Annotated in this window: 20 protein-coding genes; 8 read left to right on the forward strand and 12 right to left on the reverse strand. The window is 33.2% G+C overall.

Features of this window, described 5'->3' with window-relative positions:
- Positions 1-133 precede the first annotated feature (133 nt).
- Together ACM595_RS06805 and ACM595_RS06810 are read left to right on the forward strand one after the other, a co-directional pair.
- A complete protein-coding gene (locus tag ACM595_RS06805; RefSeq protein WP_002482492.1) occupies positions 134-808 on the forward strand; it encodes a response regulator transcription factor in 675 nt (224 codons plus the stop codon).
- On the forward strand, positions 801-2,183 hold the full coding sequence (locus ACM595_RS06810; RefSeq protein ID WP_069838166.1) for a HAMP domain-containing sensor histidine kinase: 1,383 nt from the start codon (positions 801-803) through the stop codon (positions 2,181-2,183). The genes ACM595_RS06805 and ACM595_RS06810 overlap by 8 nt, the downstream gene beginning before the upstream one ends.
- A gap of 164 nt (positions 2,184-2,347) precedes the next feature.
- On the opposite strand, the gene mqo is transcribed toward ACM595_RS06810, so the two are convergent.
- On the reverse strand, positions 2,348-3,826 hold the full coding sequence (gene mqo / locus ACM595_RS06815) for a malate dehydrogenase (quinone) (protein ID WP_069838167.1): 1,479 nt from the start codon (positions 3,824-3,826) through the stop codon (positions 2,348-2,350).
- 392 nt (positions 3,827-4,218) lie between these two features.
- On the opposite strand from mqo, the gene ACM595_RS06820 reads away from it, so the two are divergent.
- Positions 4,219-5,367, forward strand: a complete 1,149-nt coding sequence (locus ACM595_RS06820; protein ID WP_037537812.1) for a glycosyltransferase family 4 protein — start codon at positions 4,219-4,221, stop codon at positions 5,365-5,367.
- A gap of 148 nt (positions 5,368-5,515) precedes the next feature.
- Here ACM595_RS06820 and ACM595_RS06825 read toward each other — a convergent pair whose 3' ends face one another.
- Positions 5,516-7,117, reverse strand: coding sequence for an L-lactate permease (locus tag ACM595_RS06825; protein ID WP_011302489.1), 1,602 nt, complete (start codon positions 7,115-7,117; stop codon positions 5,516-5,518).
- A 297-nt stretch (positions 7,118-7,414) separates the two neighbouring features.
- Here ACM595_RS06825 and ACM595_RS06830 point away from each other — a divergent pair, with 297 nt between their 5' ends.
- Complete coding sequence (locus tag ACM595_RS06830; protein WP_115338409.1) at positions 7,415-9,103, forward strand: CDP-glycerol glycerophosphotransferase family protein; 1,689 nt, start codon at positions 7,415-7,417, stop codon at positions 9,101-9,103.
- A gap of 91 nt (positions 9,104-9,194) precedes the next feature.
- Here the strand turns inward: ACM595_RS06830 and ACM595_RS06835 are convergent, their stop codons facing one another.
- Positions 9,195-10,019 carry a hypothetical protein gene (locus ACM595_RS06835; protein WP_069821551.1) on the reverse strand — a complete coding sequence of 275 codons (825 nt, stop codon included), beginning with the start codon at positions 10,017-10,019 and terminating at the stop codon, positions 9,195-9,197.
- A 251-nt stretch (positions 10,020-10,270) separates the two neighbouring features.
- Positions 10,271-10,789, reverse strand: coding sequence for a GNAT family N-acetyltransferase (locus tag ACM595_RS06840; RefSeq protein WP_115338408.1), 519 nt, complete (start codon positions 10,787-10,789; stop codon positions 10,271-10,273).
- Between the two features lie 272 nt (positions 10,790-11,061).
- Between ACM595_RS06840 and ACM595_RS06845 the strand changes: the two genes are divergently transcribed.
- Together ACM595_RS06845 and ACM595_RS06850 are read left to right on the forward strand one after the other, a co-directional pair.
- The gene (locus tag ACM595_RS06845) at positions 11,062-12,051 is read left to right on the forward strand and encodes an acryloyl-CoA reductase (RefSeq protein ID WP_419744235.1); all 990 of its coding nucleotides are present in this window, start codon (positions 11,062-11,064) and stop codon (positions 12,049-12,051) included.
- A gap of 210 nt (positions 12,052-12,261) precedes the next feature.
- Complete coding sequence (locus ACM595_RS06850; RefSeq protein WP_002482483.1) at positions 12,262-13,626, forward strand: sugar porter family MFS transporter; 1,365 nt, start codon at positions 12,262-12,264, stop codon at positions 13,624-13,626.
- A 77-nt stretch (positions 13,627-13,703) separates the two neighbouring features.
- On the opposite strand, the gene ACM595_RS06855 is transcribed toward ACM595_RS06850, so the two are convergent.
- Both ACM595_RS06855 and ACM595_RS06860 read right to left on the reverse strand, forming a co-directional pair.
- Complete coding sequence (locus ACM595_RS06855) at positions 13,704-14,105, reverse strand: GNAT family N-acetyltransferase (RefSeq protein WP_037537807.1); 402 nt, start codon at positions 14,103-14,105, stop codon at positions 13,704-13,706.
- Positions 14,106-14,255: 150 nt separating this feature from the next.
- Positions 14,256-15,287 (reverse strand): NAD(P)/FAD-dependent oxidoreductase, encoded by a 1,032-nt coding sequence (locus ACM595_RS06860; RefSeq protein ID WP_002482481.1) that lies wholly within the window; start codon positions 15,285-15,287, stop codon positions 14,256-14,258.
- A gap of 117 nt (positions 15,288-15,404) precedes the next feature.
- Here ACM595_RS06860 and ACM595_RS06865 point away from each other — a divergent pair, with 117 nt between their 5' ends.
- Positions 15,405-16,322: an ABC transporter substrate-binding protein gene (locus ACM595_RS06865; RefSeq protein ID WP_069821553.1), complete on the forward strand. Its 918-nt coding sequence runs from the start codon at positions 15,405-15,407 to the stop codon at positions 16,320-16,322.
- A 105-nt stretch (positions 16,323-16,427) separates the two neighbouring features.
- Here ACM595_RS06865 and ACM595_RS06870 read toward each other — a convergent pair whose 3' ends face one another.
- The 5 genes from ACM595_RS06870 to ACM595_RS06890 form a co-directional block, all read right to left on the reverse strand.
- Complete coding sequence (locus ACM595_RS06870; protein WP_002482478.1) at positions 16,428-16,841, reverse strand: DUF2871 domain-containing protein; 414 nt, start codon at positions 16,839-16,841, stop codon at positions 16,428-16,430.
- Between the two features lie 210 nt (positions 16,842-17,051).
- Complete coding sequence (gene rpiB, locus ACM595_RS06875) at positions 17,052-17,498, reverse strand: ribose 5-phosphate isomerase B (RefSeq protein WP_002482477.1); 447 nt, start codon at positions 17,496-17,498, stop codon at positions 17,052-17,054.
- 30 nt (positions 17,499-17,528) lie between these two features.
- On the reverse strand, positions 17,529-18,161 hold the full coding sequence (dhaL, locus tag ACM595_RS06880; protein ID WP_115338407.1) for a dihydroxyacetone kinase subunit DhaL: 633 nt from the start codon (positions 18,159-18,161) through the stop codon (positions 17,529-17,531).
- 12 nt (positions 18,162-18,173) lie between these two features.
- On the reverse strand, positions 18,174-19,172 hold the full coding sequence (locus ACM595_RS06885) for a dihydroxyacetone kinase subunit DhaK (protein WP_419744236.1): 999 nt from the start codon (positions 19,170-19,172) through the stop codon (positions 18,174-18,176).
- A gap of 43 nt (positions 19,173-19,215) precedes the next feature.
- Complete coding sequence (locus tag ACM595_RS06890) at positions 19,216-20,298, reverse strand: MDR/zinc-dependent alcohol dehydrogenase-like family protein (protein ID WP_037537804.1); 1,083 nt, start codon at positions 20,296-20,298, stop codon at positions 19,216-19,218.
- Positions 20,299-20,473: 175 nt separating this feature from the next.
- Between ACM595_RS06890 and ACM595_RS06895 the strand changes: the two genes are divergently transcribed.
- Positions 20,474-21,238, forward strand: a complete 765-nt coding sequence (locus ACM595_RS06895) for a DeoR/GlpR family DNA-binding transcription regulator (RefSeq protein WP_002482473.1) — start codon at positions 20,474-20,476, stop codon at positions 21,236-21,238.
- Between the two features lie 178 nt (positions 21,239-21,416).
- Here ACM595_RS06895 and ACM595_RS06900 read toward each other — a convergent pair whose 3' ends face one another.
- On the reverse strand, positions 21,417-22,901 hold the full coding sequence (locus ACM595_RS06900; protein ID WP_115338406.1) for a Na+/H+ antiporter NhaC family protein: 1,485 nt from the start codon (positions 22,899-22,901) through the stop codon (positions 21,417-21,419).
- Positions 22,902-22,980 lie beyond the last annotated feature (79 nt).

Here is a 22,980-nt window from a genome sequence, read left to right on the forward strand (position 1 = left end):
AACTTATATTTGGAGTTTATGCTATCAATGTGAACTCAATATGAACGCATCTAAATTATTTCATTATTATAAATTGTATCGTCGAAGTGTTACATTTATAATAATCATAATACTTAATAAGGAGACCTTGCGTATGACAACCTGTCTAATTGTCGATGATGACCCAAAAATATTAGAATATGTTTCGAAATATATTGAACGAGAGCATTTCGAAACAATTGTCCAATCTAGTGCAGAAAATGCTTTATCTTATCTTGAAACACATCAAGTTGATATTGCAATTGTAGATGTGATGATGGGAAAAATGAGTGGATTTGAATTATGTAAAATACTTAAAGAAGATTTCGATATTCCGGTCATTATGTTAACTGCACGAGATGCTTTAAGTGATAAAGAACAAGCTTATTTAACAGGTACAGACGATTATGTTACAAAACCTTTTGAAGTTAAGGAATTGATGTTCAGAATTAAAGCGGTACTTAAACGTTATAATGTTAATATAAATAACGAAGTTTCAATCGGTAATCTGACATTAAACCAATCCTATTTAGAAATTCAATCTTCATCAAAATCAATGAATTTACCTAATAAAGAATTTCAGTTACTTTTTTTACTTGCTTCTAATCCAAGGCAAGTCTTTAATCGTGATGCATTAATTGAAAAAATATGGGGCTTTGATTATGAAGGTGATGAACGTACAGTGGATGTTCATATTAAGCGTTTGAGAAAACGACTTGAAAAAATAGATGCTTCTGTAACGATTCATACTGTAAGAGGATTGGGCTATAAGGTGGATGATCATGTTTAAATCACTCTATACACGAATAGCCATTTACACTATCACTGTTATGATATTCTCTGCAGTTGCTAGTTTTCTCTGTACTAATATTATTTATCATAACTACTTAAAAGAAAATAACGACGCTAAAATCATGCGCACATTAAAGGATTCAATTCAATATCAAAAAGAATCAAGGATTGAAGCATCTGCACCCTTTTTCAAACACTTGGGAGAGATGAATTATCAAGTGATGACAATTTCTGAAGATGGCCATCGTACATATTATGGCACTGAATTCAGAAAAGATAATATTAGCAAAAAAACAGCTGAATCTGTATTACATGGTAAGGATTATCATGGTATTAAAAATTTACCCTATAATCCTATTATCACTGGTTTTTTTGAGAATACAACGAAAAATACCATTGGTATAGCTTATCAATCTAAAGGACATACATATGCTGTTTTTATGCGTCCTGACATTGGCAAAACATTTAGTGAATTTAGAATATTTCTTGCGATTCTAATCACATTATTACTACTTTTCTCAATTATATTGGTTATTTCATCTACTTATGCGATTATCAAACCGATACAACAGTTGAAACGTGCTACAGAACGATTGATGCATGGTAACTTTGATGAGGTCATTCATGTAACACGTAAAGATGAATTTGGTACATTACAATATCGTTTTGATAAAATGCGCCTATCTCTCAAACAATTAGACGATATGAGACAACATTTTGTTCAAAATGTATCGCATGAAATTAAAACACCGCTAACTCATATTCATCATCTACTTGATTTATTAAAGTTTGCTAAAACGGATAATGCACGTGAGCAATATATTGAAGAAATATATGAAGTCACAACACAACTTAGTGAATTAACAAAAGCATTGTTACTGTTATCAGAGATAGATAATGGCGCGCATTTAGACTTTGATGATGATATTCAATTAAATCAGTTGATTAAAAAAATAATTAGACATGAGCAATTTTCTGCCAATGAAAAAGATTTAATTTTAATGTCAGACTTAGAAACAATTAGTATGAATGGTAACGAACGTTTATTACATCAAGCCTTTCAAAATTTGATTACCAATGCGATAAAATACTCAACAACGGGTGGCATGGTTGACGTCACACTTTCACAAAACTTAGAGACAATTACATGTACAATTACAGATGACGGCCAAGGCATGTCAGCCGAAACACAAGCTCGTATATTTGAACGATTCTACAAGTCAAGTAATCATGATAATAGTAATGGCCTCGGTTTAGCGATAGCAAAAGCAATATTTGAACTGCACCATGGCACAATAACGGTAGATAGTGAAAAAAATGCTGGAACGACCTTTAAAATCACATTCAAAAAGGTGCCTAAGACAATAAGTTAATTCGATAAAACGATGCCCTACATTTACAACCCATACAATGAATTAGGCCGAGACACATTTTGATGTCTCGGCCTAATTTAATATGAATAAAAGATATACAATGCACAATTTCTACTTCATTAGTTCATGGCTTATTTATTTGTCATCCTTAATCACCAATAACTCTAGTTAATTTTAAGATATTTCGTAATCTCTTTGTTTAATTGCGTATAAAGTGCTTCATTCTCAGATAATTTCATACCGAAAGAAGGAACCATTTCTTTAATTTTTTCTTCCCAACCTTCAAATTCATCTCTATAGCAACGTTTCAATAAATCTAACATAATATCTACCGCCGTAGAAGCGCCAGGTGAAGCACCAAGTAATGCAGATAATGAGCCATCTTCAGAAGTGATGACTTCTGTACCGAATTGTAAGGTACCTTTACCTTGATCAGTATCTTTGATTACTTGTACTCTTTGTCCTGCAACAACAACTTCCCAATCCTCACTCTTTGCGTTCGGTACAAATTGACGTAAATCTTCCATACGTTCTTCGTTGGATAAGGTAAGTTGTGAAATAAGATATTTCGTTAAATTCATCTCTTTAATTCCCGCAGAAAGCATGGTAATTATGTTATTAGGTTTAACAGACTTGATTAAATCCATATTTGAACCTGTTTTTAAAAACTTCGGTGAAAAACCAGCAAAAGGTCCAAATAAAATTGTGCGTTTACCATCTATATAGCGTGTATCTAAATGTGGTACAGACATTGGCGGCGCGCCGACTGGTGCCTTACCGTATACTTTAGCTAAATGTTTTTTGGTAATCGCTTCATCTCTACACACTAAGAAGAGCCCACTAACTGGGAATCCTCCTATATGTTTAGATTCTTTGATGCCTGTTTTTTGTAATAATGGTAAACTTGCGCCACCTGCACCGATAAATACAAAGTCGCTTTCTACAATTTCTATAGTGTTTGTATCAAGATTTTTAACTTTCACTTCCCAAACACCGTCTTTACGCTGTTTAATGTCTTCAACTTCGTGTTTATAATTTAATGCTACATCTTTATCTTCTAAATTTTCAAATAATTTTTTAGTCAATGCACTGAAGTTAACATCTGTACCTGTTTTATCATAACTAATCGCCATGGGGATATTAGACGTACGTCCTTCCATAATTAAAGGCGTCCATTCAGTTATCTTATCTTTATCGTCCGTGATTTCCATATTACTAAATAAAATGTTTTTATTTAGTCTTTCTACACGTCTTTTCAAAAAGTCTACATTTTTAATCCCTTGAACAAAGCTCATGTGAGGCACTGGTTTAATAAATGCTTCTGGATAATCGAGTTGCCCTTGTTTCACTAGATAGCTCCAAAACTGTTTGGAAACTTGAAATTGTTCATTGATTTTAACCGCTTTTTTGATATCAATTGTGCCGTCTTTATTTTCGCTCGTATAGTTCAATTCACATAATGCAGAGTGCCCTGTGCCCGCATTATTCCACGCATTCGAACTTTCTTCAGCAGGTGTTGATAACCTTTCATACATCTTAATTTCTTTCTCAGGAGCGATTTCTTTTAAAATCGTCCCTAGTGTTGCGCTCATGATACCGCCACCAATTAAGATGACATCTGTTTTGCTATGTTGTGTACTCATAACAAATACAGTCCCCCTTTTATATGTGTTTAATAGAAACGTTATCTTTACTTTTATAATACGTTCACTAATTTAGTAAAGCGTTTTCTATAACTTAAAAATAAAAAATTCGTCTTATTGCCATTTATGTATTTAACGCAATAACACAATTACTTCATACCTCTCTAATTATATACGTAATTATCGCATGAAAAAAGGGGTTTCAGTAATTTTACACAAATTTTGTTAATAAGTGTTAACTAGAATATATCATATTTTGATGATTATACTTATTAAAACGAGGTATACTTTATTTATCACAACGTTTTATAAACAAAGAAAATAAAGAAATCCACCACACATTTCGTGATATAATGGATTTCAATTTAAGTAAAGTACGCTTGGAGGTTTTTATGAAATCAATCACTTTTTTTATGCATAATATTTATGCGATGGGTGGAACGGTAAAATCGATTTCCCAAATCGCTAATGTTCTAGCTGAAAAAGGACATCACGTGGAAATTATTTCCGTTTTTAAAGGAGACACATCACCTTATTTTGATATCAATCCATCCATTAAAGTTAAGCCCTTAGTTAACTACCAATTACATCCCTTTAATTTTAAAGATATCTTATTTAATCGTATTACTAAATGGACATCCTTATCGAAACCCAAGTATATTTCCCAACACGAACCTGGTCTTAATCAATTTTCACATTATATAGAAAAGAAAATGATTAAAGCAATTAAACACGTTAATACCGATGTCCTAATTGGGACACGCGCAAGTTTTAATATACTTATTGCTCAACATGCGCCTATGAAATGTGAAAAAATTGGTATGGAGCACATGAATTTTGATGCGCATCCAGAAGCATATCAACAAGAAATCATTAATGCCTATAAAAATCTAGACAAATTAACAACATTAACTGAAACTGATAAAGTAAAATATCAAGATTACATACACATCCCTACTTTTGTAATCCCAAATATTATCAATGAAACACGCTTACAAGAACAAAAAGTTAAAAATATTAGTGCCGCCGGACGTTTAGAATACGAAAAAGGCTTTGATTTATTGATTGACAGTATTAATCTAATTCAAGAAAATATGAGGCAATTTGGATATCAGGTCCACATATATGGTGATGGTAAAGAACGAGACAACTTATCCAAGTTGATTCGTAAAAATAACTTAGAGGATATTGTTTTTCTTCAAGGCGCAACACATCAATTAAATGAAAAATTAGCTAAAAGCGAACTGACAGTTATTCCATCCCGCAATGAAGGGTTTGGCATGGTTATATTAGAAGCAATGAATCAAGGCAGTGTCGTAGTAAGCTTTGACGGAAATGCTGGTCCTGAATCAATTATTCAAAATAATGTAAATGGCTATTTAATTGAACATGGCAATGTAGACGCTTTAGCAAACAAACTACGCCGTCTCATTAACCAAGAATTTAAGGATCAAGTTATTATCGAAAATGGTTATCAAACGGTTGAGACTTATGGGCCAAATGCAATCTATCTTTCTTTTAGACATATGCTTGATACTTAGACATTAGATAAACCGACAATCATAGGATTTTCACCTTACACAATGCAAAAACGCCTACAAAGTAGACATACATATGACTACTTTGTAGGCGTTTGTTTTATAATAAGCTATTAAAAATAAATCCATTTGAAATTAATATCTGTTTTTTCTATATAAATATATTTAATAAGAAAGTCCAAATACATACGAAAACCAGTAAAGCCACACTATAACGAAGTGTCATTTTAAGTAATTCTGATTCTTTACCTACTTGTTGTACAGAGGCTGTTGCAATAGCGATTGATTGAGGTGAAATTAATTTTGCTGCAACACCACCCACGGTATTTGCAGAAACAAGTAACGCACCACTTGCACCAATATTGCTTGCTACCGCGGCTTGAATTGGCGCAAATAAAGTATTGTTATTCGTAACTGAACCAGTTAAGAATACACCAATCCAACCTAAAATTGGTGATAATAATGGGAAAATACTACCTGTTTTCGCAATTCCCTCACCTACTGCATTACTCAAACCTGCATAAGTCATTAATTTAGAAATAACTAAAATAAAACAAATCGTAATGATTGGTAACCATAACTCTTTAAATGCGTTCTTGAATAAACGCACACCATCTTTAAAATGTACTTTATTGGACATCAAAATTGTAATAACAATAACGATTAAAATAGCTGTTCCTGTTTGACCTATGATGTTTAACGGTAATGTGATCGCCTTATTAGCGATTTCACTATATGTACCTGGTAGTGCAATGTTGAACACGAATGATTCTAGCGCACCACCTGGAACAAACAACGCTTTAAAGAAAGATGCACTCCAAATCATTACAACTACTGTTAAAATGACGAATGGACTCCATGCATAAATAATCTCTTTAGGTTGATGTTTGCTGATTTTTGGAGGTTCTTCATCTTTATTAATTCTAAAGATATGTTTTGGCTGGAATTTTTTAGAAAATATTGCAAGTGCCATCATTGCACCTAATGGTGGTATGATATCTGCTAATTCTGGGCCTATAAACACCGTAATGATTGCTTGTAAAACAGTGAAAGTAATCGCAACTACAAGTATCGCTGGTAGTGTTTCTTTAATACCTTTAAATCCGTCTATAATCCATATTAATAAAAATGGAATAAGCATATTCATAAGCACAAGTGTTAAAGCAGACATAGAAGAAACTGCCATACCTGTCACACTATCGTGTAAACCTAATGTGTCTATAACTGTAACTGGTAAACCAATGGCACCAAAAGCACCTGCTGAAGCGTTTGCAATCAAACACAACATGGCAGCTTGCAATGGCGCAAATCCTAATTGTGTAAGTAATAAAGCACAAATAGCGATAGGTACACCAAATCCAGCAGCACCTTCTAAAAATCCATTAAATGCGAATCCAATTAATAGCAATTGAATACGTTGGTCCTGAGAAATGCTCGATATACTATCTTGAATCGTATCGAATTGACCAGTTTCATTCGTAATCTTATAAAGTAAAACTGCCATTACAACGATATAACCAATGGGTATAATCCCTTGGAAAAATCCTTCTACAACAGCACCTGATGCAATATTTACAGGTAGTTTAAAGAAGACGATAGCAATAATAACTGTAACAACAACAGTTGTGATTGATGCATAAATGCCTTTCATTTTAAAAATAGTTAAACATAAAAGAAATAAAACAATCGGCACTGCTGCAACAATTGATGATAACAGGACGTTATCAAAGGGGTTAAACGTATCTACAAACATTTTGACTCACTTCTACTTTCTACATATATTTATGATTGTGTATAAAAACGATTCCTTATTGTGATTTTTTTCACAATTAAATTATAGCATTTTTTCTACCAAATTCAATAAAAATTTAAAATATTATTTTTAAATGCTACAACTCATACCCTATAATTACATTTAATTTACATTGCTGTAAAGAATAAATTTAAATATAGTGAGTTTTGCTCGGGGTTTTTTATTCACGGATATCTTTTGTCTCACGTACGCAACATGGTAAAATAAGATTATTAACTATTAAGTAGAGGGATATTCATGATAAAACAAATTGAAATTACTGCAGTTCATGATTTAGAATCTGAGCTGGAGAAAGCTAGACACGAAGACTGTACACACTTTGTCTTAATAAATGACAGCATAGACATATATCAACCCATGCTTGAGGCTGTATCATTAAAACCGTGTACGATTGTAGCGGACTATACAGTGAAAAATCAATATATCAACGATTGCACATACTTCGGTAAATCAGACATTACATTTAATGATTGGATAGAAAATATTAATCATTTTCCAAATGTGATATATCATATAGAAACAACACAATCTATCTTAAATAATTACGATATTAATAATATATTCGATTTGGCTTTGATATCTTTAATGCAAGATGATGTCATAACAGATAGTCATGTCGTTTTTAACTTTAATTCTGAATTTATAACAAGTAAGCGCATTTGGCATGATATTAAAAATCTAACGCCATTAAATACTACAAAATTCAATTTAAACAAATTAGCTTATACGCATAATCACCCGTTGCCCTTTAAAAACAACGAAATATTGGCTCCTGATCAAATGCGTTTTACTGACAAATGTTTAAATCGCACGCATTTTAAATTACCACATTGGTTATTTAAAATGATTCAAAATCACTTTGTAAAGAAACACCAAAATATGAGCTATATATATGAAAAAGATAAATCAAACATTAAAGACCATATTGTATTCTTAGGTTTTGATTATGGTTTCAGAGGTAATTCTCGCTATTTGTTCAATCACTTTGCAAAACATTTTTCTAAGTTACCCATATATTTCATTACGAATGATGTAAATGGACCCAATTTTATAAAACCAGATGACCCTAAAACCAAGTCTCTCATAGAAAGTGCCCAGGTTGTTATTTTGGAAAGCTATATTCCAGACAATTTAAAACCAAATGGTACCATTATCCAACTATGGCATGGCACACCTATAAAAAAATTGTTTTTAGACAGTATGGAACCGACGCAAAATCTTAACATTTACAATTATCGAGCACGTAAATATAATAAATGGTTACAGCAAGATTATTTTATCAGTGACTGTGCCCCAATTATTGAACACTTTAAATCTGCTTTTCCACAACAACAAACTCATATTTTAAATTGTGGCTATCCAAGAGTTAGATATTTAATGGACAAACAATCTGATAAACATTATATTTCTTTCATCAAACAAGAACTTAAATTGAATCCTGACAAAGAAACACTATTATATGTTCCAACTTGGCACTCACATTTTGATGAAGTTGATTTATTGCCTATAAGTGACGGGTTACTTAACAAATATAATGTGATATTCAAAGGACATATTGAAGATCAATCAGATTATATGCCTGAAAATGCAATCATTGCACCTACGCATATTGAAGTTCAAGATTTATTGTTAGTATCTGATATTGTATTGACTGATTATTCATCGATTATATTTGATGCCCTATCGATAGATAAAGTTGTATGTCAATATACACCAGATCATGAAAAATATGTAACAGAACGTGGTGTATATGATGACGTGATGCACGCATTATCAACTGTACGTTATAGTGATTCAAAAGCATTGTTAAATGATTTAATCAGTCATCAAATGAAAGATGTTCATCATACTGAATTTATTAATAAAGATAATCATGCCTTTGAAACAATTTCTCACATCATTCATAAATGTATTAAATCTAAGTAATTGAGACTATGTCATAACTAAATAACAAACAAAAAAGTGAGCCAGACTTCATTAAAAGACTGGCTCACTTTTTCTAAACCTAAATTCAATATTATTGTTGATAAGCAGGGTCCACTACTCTAACAGTACCTTGTTGATCAACTGTAGCTATTGTATATGTTCCAGGTTGCGCTTGATTTTGGAAACTGAAGATATAGCTATAATTTCCTTCGCTACCTTCAATTGCATAATCATTATATGGATTAGATTGTCCATTTAAACCATTCACTTCAGTTGTAGCATTATCTAAAGCATTTTGGAAATTCGGTAAGTTTTGTAATGCAGCTTGTGAATCAGGTGTACCAGATGTAATATTTTGTGCTACTGGCACTGCATTTTGACCTTGATACGGCGCTACGTATTGCGATGTGTTGGCACTAGAAGCACCATTATTTGCATCTGCACTTGCATTATCATTTGAATTACTACCATTAGTATCATTCATAGTACCATTCTCGTTGCCATTACTTTCTGAAGATGTGGCATTGTTAGCATTGTCATTGTTTCCTGATGCATTATCTCCATCAGCATTTGAACTTGAGCCATCACTATTTGCGTTACTGTCATTGTTACTTGATGAACTATCTGAAACTGACGCATTATCCGAGCTGTTTTCATCATCTCCATTATTGCGATCACTTGAACTACTGTCATCAGATTTACTATCTGAATTTTTGTCTGAATCTGAATTGTTATCTTTGTCTTTATCAGAATCATTGTTCTTTTTGTCATCGTTCTTAGAATCTTTGGACTTATCCTCAGAAGATTGATTGTCTTTTGAACTATCATCCTTTTTACTGCTGTCATCATCACTACCATTTGAACAAGCAACTAGTGCTAATGATAATGTCAAAAACCCTGCTAATAATTTTTTCATATATGAAAACCTCCTTGAATTTATAATACTCATGACCCAAAGGTTACTTAGTATGTATCACGCTACCATTTAGGGTTGATGAGAATTATTATGTTATTCACTATAAATTCAAAAATGAACATCTTTCATCAAAATTCTTTCAAAAGAAAATATAAATTTAACAAAATCAAAAGAATTTTTAAGTTTATATTGATAGATTACACATCTTCGACAATTTAAATCGTTACACATGTCAAATTAACATACCTAGGTCAGATGTCTCTCTCCATTATCAAGTCGGTATCTACAACATTCCCTGTATAAAATTGATGTTCACCTGTCACCGACAATCCTTGCTTTTTATAAAAATTAAAAGCCTGTGCATTATGTTCCCACACGCCTAACCATATTTTCTTTTTATTTAATTCACGCGCTTTCGCAGTGGCAAACTCAATTACTTGTTTGCCCCGCCCACCACCTTGGGCATGTGGTAAAAAGTAGATACGTTGAATCTCAAGATACGCATCCCCCTTTGGTTCAGTTTGTGCTTCATTAATGTTTAATTTAAAATATCCAACAATGTCGCGATTTTCCTTATAGAAATAAGTGAATGAATTGTCATCTTTTAACTCTTGTAGTAATTGATCTTCTGCATAAGCCTCATCAAAGTATGCGTCGAAATCTTCATCTGTATATTCACCATGCTTAAACGTCGTCCTAAACGTAGTGATACTTAATTCTCTTAATACTTTAACTTCATCTAGTTTAACCATTTCTATAGATTGATCCATTCCGCTTTCACCCCACATTATATTTTATTGTCATTATACTAAAGTCGAAGACAGGTTACTATTTTAAAAAGCACCTGACTCAGTTCTAACTTATTCACTTTGTATAGAATAAATCTACGAATTTTATGTAATTTAAAAGTTTTTTTAAATTAAAACGCTTTCTTATAAATACTCTAGGTTTGGCTTATTGTGTAATATTCAATTACATGATAAAGTAGGTCTTGTTTTTTAATTCTTCGTAATTTTTATACATAAGGGAGTGCCATTCAGTAATGACTAACACATTCAAAGCCTTTGTAGTCGATGAACAAGACGGCAAAGTCGTGAATCAATATAAAGATATTTCAGTAGATGATCTACCAGAAGGCGATGTACTTATTAAAGTAAAATATTCTGGAATCAATTATAAAGATGCGCTTGCTACAGTAGAAAATTCAAAAATTGTTTCTTCTTATCCAATGATTCCAGGTATTGATTTAGCTGGTGTTGTAGAACATTCAGATACACATGCTTTCGAAAAAGGCGATGAAGTCATCGTTACGGGTTATGACTTAGGGACTAGCCATTTTGGTGGTTTTAGTGAATATGCACGTGTTAAAGAAGAATGGATTGTACCATTACCAAAGGATTTAACATTAGAAGAAGCAATGATTTATGGTACAGCTGGATATACAGCTGGATTAGCTATTGAAAAGTTAGAACATAACGGCCTTTCTATCGAAAAGAAAGATATACTCGTACGTGGTGCTACCGGAGGTGTTGGTACATTAGCGATTATGATGTTAGATTCAATTGGATTTGATGTTATTGCTAGTACTGGCAAAAAAGGTGCAGAGGACAAACTAAAAGCGCTTGGTGCTAAAGAAGTTATTTCCCGCATTGCTAATAGCGATCAAAAAGCACTTGGCAAACGAACTTGGCAAGGTGTCATTGACCCAGTTGGCGGAGAGAGTTTATCACAAATCGTGAAACAATTGGATTACAATGGTATGGTTGCTGTTATTGGTATGACAGCAGGTGCAAAATTTGATAGCTCAGTATTTCCATTTATCTTGAGAGGCGTAAGTATTATAGGTATTGATTCAGTTTATACTGAAACGAGACAACGCAAACATATCTGGCGCCGTTTAGCTAAAGATTTAAAACCAGATAACTTACATGATATTAAAAAAGTAATCCACTTTAATGATATTGAAGATAATATTAAACAAGTACTTGAAGATAATAATTCAGGTAGAATCGTCATTGATTTTAATGCTTAATCCTTAACATAAACCTTAATTTTCTTTTAAAAAGGAAATTAAGGTTTATTTTTTTATTGATTTAAACGCGTCCCTTTTTTATTCGTATATGAATAAAATGATATCTAATATAAATAGATATGAATAAATAAAAATCTTATATTTTAATATTTACAACCAAAATATGAAAGCGTATACTTATTGATATCGAAACTTATCAGGAGGGTTTTTATGGAAATTAAAGTAGATAAAAAACTCATCTTTTTCCTTGGTGCATTGGGAGGTTTACTCTATGGTTACGACATGGGAGTAATATCGGGTGCTCTATTATTTATAAAAGATGATATACCATTGAATAGTGTTACAGAAGGATTGGTTGTTGCATCTATGCTTGTCGGTGCCATCTTTGGTTCTGGTGCAAGTGGGCCATTATCTGACAGACTTGGCCGTAGACGTGTGGTATTTGTGATAGCTATTGTTTATATTGTTGGTGCACTTATCTTAGCATTAGCACCTTCAATGCCCGTATTAGTTATAGGTCGTTTAGTTATCGGATTGGCTGTTGGTGGCTCTACTGCCATTGTTCCAGTTTATTTATCTGAAATGGCACCTACGGAACAACGTGGTTCTTTAAGTTCTTTAAACCAATTAATGATTACGATTGGTATCTTATCTTCATATTTAATCAACTATGCTTTCACACCTATCGAAGGTTGGAGATGGATGTTAGGTCTTGCAGTTGTACCGTCACTTATTTTATTAATTGGTGTCGCATTTATGCCTGAAAGTCCTAGATGGTTACTTGAACATAGAAGTGAAAAAGCAGCACGTGATGTTATGAAATTAACATTTAAGGACAGCGAAATCGATAAAGAAATCGCAGATATGAAAGAAATTAATAGTATCTCTGAAAGTACATGGAATGTTTTAAAATCACCATGGTTACGTCCAACACTGATTATTGGTTGTATATTTGCTTTGCTACAACAGATTATCGGTATTAACGCCATTATATATTATGCACCTTCTATCTTTAGTAAAGCAGGATTAGGCGATGCTACTTCTATTTTAGGTACTGTTGGTATTGGTACTGTGAACGTTATCATTACGATTGTTGCAATTATGATTATTGATAAAATTGATCGTAAACGCTTATTAGTCATTGGTAATATTGGCATGGTTGCTTCATTACTTATTATGGCCGTATTAATTTGGACAATTGGTATTCAATCTTCTGCTTGGATTATCGTGGCTTGTTTAACGTTATTCATTATATTCTTTGGTTTTACTTGGGGACCTGTATTATGGGTAATGTTACCAGAGTTATTCCCTATGCGTGCACGTGGTGCCGCAACGGGTGCCGCAGCATTAGTATTGTCAATCGGAAGTTTATTAGTTGCTCAATTCTTCCCAATATTGACTGAAGTCTTACCTGTAGAACAAGTATTTTTAATTTTTGCAGTGATCGGGATTTGTGCACTAATATTTGTCATCAAATACTTACCTGAAACACGTGGTCGTAGTTTAGAAGAAATTGAAGCTGATTTACGTTCTAGAACAAATGCCACAGATGCAAATATTCATGAATCAAAATAATTTATAAACTGACACACATAAGGGTGAATCGCCATAATGCGACTCACCCTTTTTTATTTTTTATTGCCATACTATGCTTAAAATTTGATATACATACCACAAGAATGAGGTTCTGTAGTGATAAATCCATATTGTGCGTAAAATTGATCTGCTGGATAATCAGCCATTAAACTAACATAAGTACCTTCTTCAGCTTCATTTTCTACATATGACATGATATGCGACATAATCGTTTTACCATAACCTTGTCCTTGAAACTCAGGGTTTACAGCAATATCAATAATTTGAAATGCTGTACCACCATCACCGATGACACGTCCCATACCTATCAAGTCTGTTCCATGATATATGGTCACATTAAAACATGCATTGCTAATGCCCTTTTCCGCAGCTTTTTGTGATTTCTCACTTAACCCTGCTACTTTTCGCAAATTTCTATAATCAACTACACTAGGTGCTTCATGCTTTATCTCTATCATCGTGCCACATCTCCTATAACTTATGTTTTCTATATTATGATATAGTCTGTAATAATTCTCAAACTATCCTTCATATAAATAATGCTTTTTGTATAAAAAAATCGACAACGGTTTTTCCGCTGTCGTTTAAAAAGCATCATGTGCTGTAAGCTATAAATATTTTTTCATAACTACCTTATTAGATTCTTTGAAAATCTCATTATGGCTAGAAACATAGCCTTCTGCTTTTGCTTTTGGTTCTATATAAAGTTTAGCTAGGTTAGCTGCATTCGCAGCGTCACTAAATGCACTTGCAATTAAATGTGCTTTAGCTTCATGATAAATAATGTCACCACATGCATATAGACCATCGATGCTTGTAGCAGTATTACCAAAGCCCTTAATGCTATATTCATTAAACATATCCACTTTAGCAGAAGATTGTTCAAGTAATGTGTTCTCTCTATCAAAGCCATGACTAATGATGACATCATCAAATGATTTTACAGTATGTTCCCCAGTTTCAATATTCTCTAAGATGACTTGCTCAATCTGCGTTTGCGTTTCATCACCAATTAATTGATGTATATGTGTATTCGGTAATTTTTTAACGTTTAATTGTTCCAATTTTTCTTTCATGACTTCATAACCTTTAATATCAGCTTTTCTATATATTAGCGTTACACTTTTAGCATAGCCACTTAAATCATTTGCCCAATCCAATGCTGAATTGCCAGCTCCTGAAATCAATACATGTTTGTCTTTGAATTTTTTTAATGACTGAACGACGTAATGTAAATTTGTCAATTTGTATCTCTCTGCATCCTTAATATCGAGTTGCTTCGGATTAATGATGCCGCCACCAATCGCAATAATAACTGATTTACTAGAAAATACATTACCTTTATCAGTTTCAACTTCAAAGTGTTGTTGTTCTATTTTCCTGATATCAATCACACGTTCTTCTAAATTTACTTCTGGTTCAAAATGCAAACCTTGCTTAACTGTATCTTGAATTACTTCAAAACAAGGTTTTGGAGCTAATCCACCAATATCCCAAATAATCTTTTCTGGATATACATGCATTTTACCACCAAGTTTATCCTGGATATCTATAATACGCACACGCATACCCCTTAAGCCTGAATAGAAACTAGCAAATAATCCTGCAGGACCTCCGCCAATTATAATAACATCATCCATAAAGCATCCTCCCAAAATTCAGCTTGTGTCTTTCCTACATTATGCTATAATTGATAACGATTATCAATGAAAACCTTTTAATTTTCAAAATTCTTAAAATTTACGAGCTGTTAATCTGTGAAGAAATTGTTATTAATTTTAATTTGTTTGACATTATTTGTAGGCGCTTGCAGCACACAAGATTCAAGTAAAAAGAACGATAGTGAAAATAAATCCACTGAAAAATCTTTTAAGGATGATACAGGTAAAGAAGTTAAAATTCCTAAAAACCCTAAAAGAATTGCTGTTTTACACCCAACTTATATCGGCGCATTGGTAAAATTTGGCCATAAGCCGATTGCCGTACCAGAATTTGTAGAGAAAAACAAAGTATTAAATGATGTTACAAAAGGCATTAAGCGTATTGATAATACCAGTGTTGAACAAGTTACTAAACAAAAACCGGACCTTATCGTAACGACAATACAAGATAAAAATATTAAAAAATTACAGAAAATTGCTCCAACCGTAGCTTTTGATTCAGAAAAATCTACTTATAAAGACCATGCAAAAAAACTTGCCGCTTTAGTCAATGAAGAGTCGAAAGCTAAACAATGGATTAAAGACTGGGATAAACAAATGGCCGACGATAAAAAAGAATTGTCACCATTAATTAAAGGCAAGACTGTGTCAGTATTGCAACAAACTCCAAAAGGTACTATGGCATTTAGTGATCATTTAGGTAGAGGCACAGAAATCTTATATGATGGTTATGGTATGAAGCAACCTAAAGCGCTAGAAAAAGCAACTCAAGACAAATTTGCCACACCTATTAATCCTGAAAATTTCAAAGATTATATAGGCGATTTTGCAGTTATTGCGACAAATGGTGATCAACCTGCACCGTTCGAAAATACTAATTATTGGAATAATCTACCAGCAGTTAAAGATAATCAGGTGATTAAATTTGATGTTACAGAAACACAGTATAATGACCCTATTTCTTTAGAAAAACAACGTGATATTTTTTATAAAGCATTAAAATCAAAAAAATAATATAGTACCATCTCGTTTCATTTTTACTAATACTGTAGATAAAAATTATTTATAAAAAAGCAAAAGCTGCCAACAATGGTTTACGCATTGTTAGCAGCTTTTTAATTAATCCCTTGGGTCTTTCACTATTGCATTTCTTAATAAGAAGAATAATAGTATAAAGCCAGCAGTTAAAATCGTATGACCTATACCTGCATATCCCGCAAAAGATTCAGGCACAGTCATTCCAATGACTTGGTATGTACCTTTGGTAAACATCATACCTATTGTCGTTAATACGCCAATATTATAAACAATAAAGAACCAATTAAATAAATAATAACTACTTAGTTTAAATACTTTTACAACAGGCAATAAAATCAAATGCATAAACATCCCTAATATAAGGGTATGAGTATGTACTACAACGAGTTGTGTATCACCAGTGAAATGATGTGCAAGCGTCAATTCACGATAATAGAAACCACTGAGTAAGCCTAAAACTGTATAAATTAAAAAAGCATATAATACTCTACGCATAGATAATCCTCCTCAAGCATATTATATGACAATTATCTTAAAATTACAGTGACAATTCTTCAAACATATAGAAATACTACGACGTCTTTGCTTTACCTTATATATAACCACGTCTTGTTTATCACATAACTACAAATTAAAAAACTAAGCATCCTATTTTTAGCGCTAGTATAGGATGCTTAGCCTTTATATTATTAATCCAGTTATGTTTTACTTATTTTCACTTTCTTCCACTTTATCGATCTTATCAACTTTGCGCTGTGAACCACCTTCCCAACTCACATTAAGATAAGCTTCAACATTTTTTTTAGCAACTTCAACACCTATAATTTGTGCCCCCATAGTTAAAATCTGTGCATTATTGCTTAATTGTGCACGTTCCGCAGAATAATAATCGTGTGCTAATGCTGCACGTATGCCTTTTATTTTGTTTGCAGTAATTGCTACACCAATACCCGTACCACAAATCAAAATACCGCGTTCGTTTTCACCTTGTTGAATGCTTTTTCCAACTTCAGCCGCTACATCAGGGTAGTCCGTTTCAGCACATTGATGACAACCAAAATCTTCAACTACATGTCCTAAATGCTCAACATGCGCTTTGACCGCTTCTTTTAAATCATATCCATTATGGTCTGCACCAATTGCTATTTTCATTAAAATTCCTCCTTAAATTTTCTTCATACCTTATATAAATGGTTTAAATGTATCTAGCATCAAATAGGCAGACATTGCGCCAGGATCTACATGTCCTTGGGAACGATATCCTAAACGTTTTGATCTTCCTTTATTCGATACAATATCTTTAGTACTTTCCATACCATGTTTTGCTTCACCTAACGCTACTTGAAATGCATCAGCAAACGATTCACCTGATTGTTGTGCATGTTCTAATGATTTGTAAAAAGGTTCAAGTGTATCTATCATCGTTTTATCGCCTATTTTAGCTTTACCTCTATCCTGGATTCCTTTACAAAAAGCAATCAAATATTGATAGAGACCTTCATCATCTAAAGATGTCTCATTTTTAACAGCAACGGCACCTTTTAAATAGCCTGAAGCGTACAATGGTCCGACAGATGAACCGACAGCATCTAAGAAACGCTTACCAACTGCTACACTAATTTTTGAAATATCATCTTGGTCTGCCAATTCATTTTGAATTGTTTCTTTAACAGCTTGATAACCGATATCCATCGTTACGCCATGGTCACCGTCACCAATTTTTCTATCCAATTCGCAAAGTTCGTCTTTTTTATTTTCAAAAAGTTCGGTTAAAGCTAAAATATACGCTTTAAATGATTCATTTGTTAATGTCATAATGCGCTCCTCCTAAATGACTTTGAAATTTGGACAATCTATAGGATGATCTATACAGCGCTTCAATGTATCATCAACTTTCATCAATGTAATTGAAAAGCCACCCATTTCCATTGAAGTAATGAAATTCCCTATAAATGTTAGGTATGTGTTGATATGATTATCTTTTAAAATTGCATCTACTTCTTTATTGATAATATAAAGTTCCATTTGTGAAGTGGCGCCCAAACCATTGATTAAGACAACAACATCATCTTCAGCGTGATAGATGTCTTCTTTTAAAATATTTTGCATAATAACTTGAACCGTTTCTTTAGCTGTGCGAATTGTTGTTTTTTCAATACCAGGTTCACCGTGATGACCTAAACCGATTTCCATCTCATTATCTTTTAAATCAAAGCTTGGTTTACCTGTTTGCGGCAAATAACATGGACTCAAACCAATACCCATTGAACGCGTTTGATCGTTTGCCAATTGCGCAATACGTCTAACTTCTTCTAAATCATAACCAAAGTCTGCAGCCGCACCAGCCGCTTTATAAACTAATAATTCTCCTGCAATCCCCCTGCGATCATCTATATCTTTGGAAGAAGCGACGTCATCATTACCAATCACTGCCTTAGTCACAATATCATCTTCAATTTCCGTCATTTCACTCGCCATTTCAAAATTCATTAAATCTCCTGCGTAGTTTCCATAGATATAAAGTACGCCATGGTCACGATTTATTTCTCTTGTAACTGCCTGTATAGGTATTGGCGAAGGTGAAGCAAAAATATTTCCAACGGCTACACCATCTGCCATACCTTTACCAACATATCCTAAGAATGCTGGTTCATGACCCGAACCGCCACCTATCAATATGCTAACTTTTCTTTTGTCATTTCTCTTTTTGCCTATTAAAGCTCTCTTATGGAGTTCAGAACGTCTAATATATTCTGGATAAGCAATTAGATAACCAGACATTAGTTCCTCAATCACATTATCTGGGTTATTAATCATTTTTTTCATTTTAAAACGCTCCTTTTACGACGTTGTGTTTGACAATATTAATTTATGGTACTAGAACCACTTTTAGCGATTGATCTCCTTTTTTCATCAATTCAAATCCTTCTTCAAAATTTTTTAAAGGTAGTTGATGTGTGACAACGCCATCTGTAGGGAAGTCGTCTTTTTGAATACCATCTATAACCAATGGATAACAATAAGGTCCTAAGTGACTACCCATTAAATCTAATTCTTTACGGTCAGAGATAATACTCCAATCCACCGTGACTGGATCTCCAAAAACAGAAAATTCTACAAAACGACCTAATTTTCTAATTGCACTTAAACCTTGTTCTACAGACTTAGGATGGCCAGTTGCTTCAATATACGTATCACAACCATATCCTTCCGTCATATCTTTAATTTCTTTTACTACATCCACTTTTGATGGGTTCATAACAATATCAGCACCAAATGCTTTAGCTAATTCTAATCGATCATCTTTCATATCTAAGACGACTAATGTTTCCGCACCCGCTTTTTTAGCTGCGCCAACCATACCTAAACCTAGTGTACCGGCACCAGATAAGACAACAAAGTCACCTAATTTAATATTGGCACGTTGAACGGCATGCAAGCTACATGCATATGGTTCAATTAAAATGGCTTTTTCAATAGGCATATCTTCTGGTACTTTGTAATTAATAGCCTCTTTAGTAAATTTCATATATTCCGCCATACCACCGTTAACATTGCTTTGGAATCCATAAAGATCATGTTTTTCACACATCCAATATTCGCCGCGGTTACAGAATCTACAATTCCAACAAGGTACGATTTGTTCTGAAATCACACGATCTCCAATTTCAAAATCTGTAACATCTTCTCCTTTTTCTACAATGCGTGCTATAAATTCATGTCCCGGAATCATAGGTGCTTTAATGTATGAAGGTTGCTTTTCATCACCCCAAAAACTTGGTGCACCGCCATAAGCCTTTATATCACCAGCACATATACCACATGCTTCAACTTTCACAACAATTTCTTTAGGATGTTCTATCGTTGGCGTTTCAACTGTTTCATATTTATATTCTCCAGGCGCGTATGCGACTACTGCGTTCATTGTTTCAGGATAATTTTTCTTACTCATCATTAACAGCTCCCTTATCATTTTTAGAAAACGCTTTCATCTATATGTGTAATTCTAATATACTTTTTTATTTATCACAAATATTTTTTCATTTATTTTCGTTTTGTTTTCTTTTTATTTTCTTATATCGAATTTATGTTAATATAAAAGTAATACTAAAGAGGATGTGAAGCACATGAAAATGTATGCAGATGAACGCAGAGAACATATATATTCGTATATTAAATCTCATAAACGCGCAACAGTAAAACAACTATCTGATTACTTAAGTGTTACTGAAGCAACAGTAAGAAGTGATTTACGGAGACTAGAAAGTGAAAATAAATTAACACGTACACATGGTGGCGCTAAAGTCACAGAAAATATAGGCTCTAAATTTAACTTTTCTTATCGTTTAACACAAAAACACGGTGAAAAATATAAAATAAGTAAGTCCGCCTTAAAAAAAATCAAACCGCAACAATGTATTATGATTGATGCAAGTTCGACTACTTATGAACTCGCCAAATTACTTGCAGAAACTACGATGGAACTGACAATTATTACAAATGGTCTAGAAAATGCCGTACTATTAAAAGAAAATCCACATTTAACCGTTCTCGTAGTTGGTGGTTTTGTTTCACAAGATTCAAACGCGATAACTGGCAATATCGATTCTCAAATTCTAGAAATGTATCACATTGACTATTTCTTTTTATCTGCAAATGGTTTTACGTTAGAAAATGGATTAACTGATTTTTCATTACCTGAAGTACAATTAAAAAAACAAATGGTACAAGAAAGTGAAAACGTCATCGCTCTCATTGATAAAAGTAAATTTGGTGTTTCTTCAACACTTTCCTTTGCGAAAATATCTGATATTAATGAAGTCATTACGGATGAAAAGCCAGAACATAAATGGCTTAAACATGTTCCGTTTTCAGTAACCGTTGCACAATAACAATAATGAAGTTTCACTGAATCGCACATGCATATGGTATATTTTTAATTTCAACATCTTACAAACGTGATCACTAAATAATTCGCGACATATAAAACGCCCTACAAAGTAGACATGCATAAATGCAAACTTTGTAGGGCGCTTTTCATTTCTATAATCCATATGATTCAATTTTCAGTTATACGCCACCTGACCAACCAACAGCTGTAAATATATAAAGTACGATGGAACCAACTACTAGCCATACGATGAATAGTGGTATCATAAATTTGAACCATGAGCCAAAGTTTGCTTTAGCAATCGCAATGGCACCTATCGTAGCACCTAAAGTAGGCGTAATTAAGTTTCCTAGCCCACCACCAAAAGATAAAGAAGTTAATAAAATTTGATCATTAACACCTAATGTGTCTGTTACCGGTTGTAATATCGGTACCATGACACTCATAAGACCTGAACCTGATGGAACTAAGAAGTTAAAGACCGTTGCCACTAAAAATACGATTACAGAAACAATACCTGAAGATGCACCATCAAGTTGTGTTGTAAGTGTGTGAACAATCGTGCTAAGAATTTGTCCTTTTTCCAAAATAACACTTATCGTATTCGCCATGATAATAGCAAACGCAACGACCAACATTGGCTTTGCACCTTCTAAAAATCCGTCGACCATTTCGCTAGGCGTTTTGCTTTTTACAATATAAGCCAATACAAAACTTATTCCGAATATAGTAATAAATACACCATTTCCGTACTTTTCTGGCCAGCTAAACAAACCATTTCCTAAAGCTAAGACAATTGGCGTTAAGACAACTAATGCAACGACGATACTGTCTCTCCAATTGACTTGTCTATCCTCGGTAGCCATTTCATGATGCGCTGTTTGAGTTATATCTTGTCGCCATTCACTTGTGTTCATCACACTTTTACTGGGATCTTTTATTACTCTTCTTGCATACCAAATAACATACAATAAAGTAACAATTAAGAATACGCCATACATAATTGCTCTTCCACCATAACCCGAATATAATGCAACCTCAGGATATACAATTTGTCCTATCTTTGCCATACCGGATGGAGATACTGAAAAAGCCATGTACAATGGTAAAAAGGTAATCGCTAATGCCATGATTGGATCTAGTTTCAATCGATTCACTAAAATGACACCTAATGTTACAAATACAATCATTTGATCTCCGCCAATAAAGAAACCAATAAATGCCATTAATGAAAATAAGCCAATAATAAGTGGCAATGCGCCGGCATGTTCAAAGCGATAAATCATATAATTCGTTAATTTTTTTACAGAATCAAGATATAATATACCTCCCATTGCACCACCGATAAACAGTAATAAGGTTACTGTTTGTGCTGATTGAATACCGCCGTTTAAAATGAGTGTTATAGCATAAATTGGATTCACTGGATTTTGATCAATAGCATGATATGTGCCTTGAATAATTGAACCATCTTTATTAGTATCAAATGCACCTGCAGGAATAATATAGGTCAAGAAACAAGCAAACATCATCATGATTAACATGATTAATAAAACGTGAGGTAATTCGAATTTTTTCTTAGTCTTTACTGCTATATGATCAGAAGTCTGATTTACATTTTGATTACTGCCATTTTGATATGATGTTGTGCTTGATTCTGACATACGGATTCACTCCTTTTATAATAAAAAATAGACACAACTGTATATAACATAGATGTGTCTATCTATATAAGTACGTATA

The organism is Staphylococcus sp. LKG3-1, from assembly GCF_048568385.1.
Taxonomy (GTDB): Bacteria; Bacillota; Bacilli; order Staphylococcales; family Staphylococcaceae; genus Staphylococcus; species Staphylococcus saprophyticus.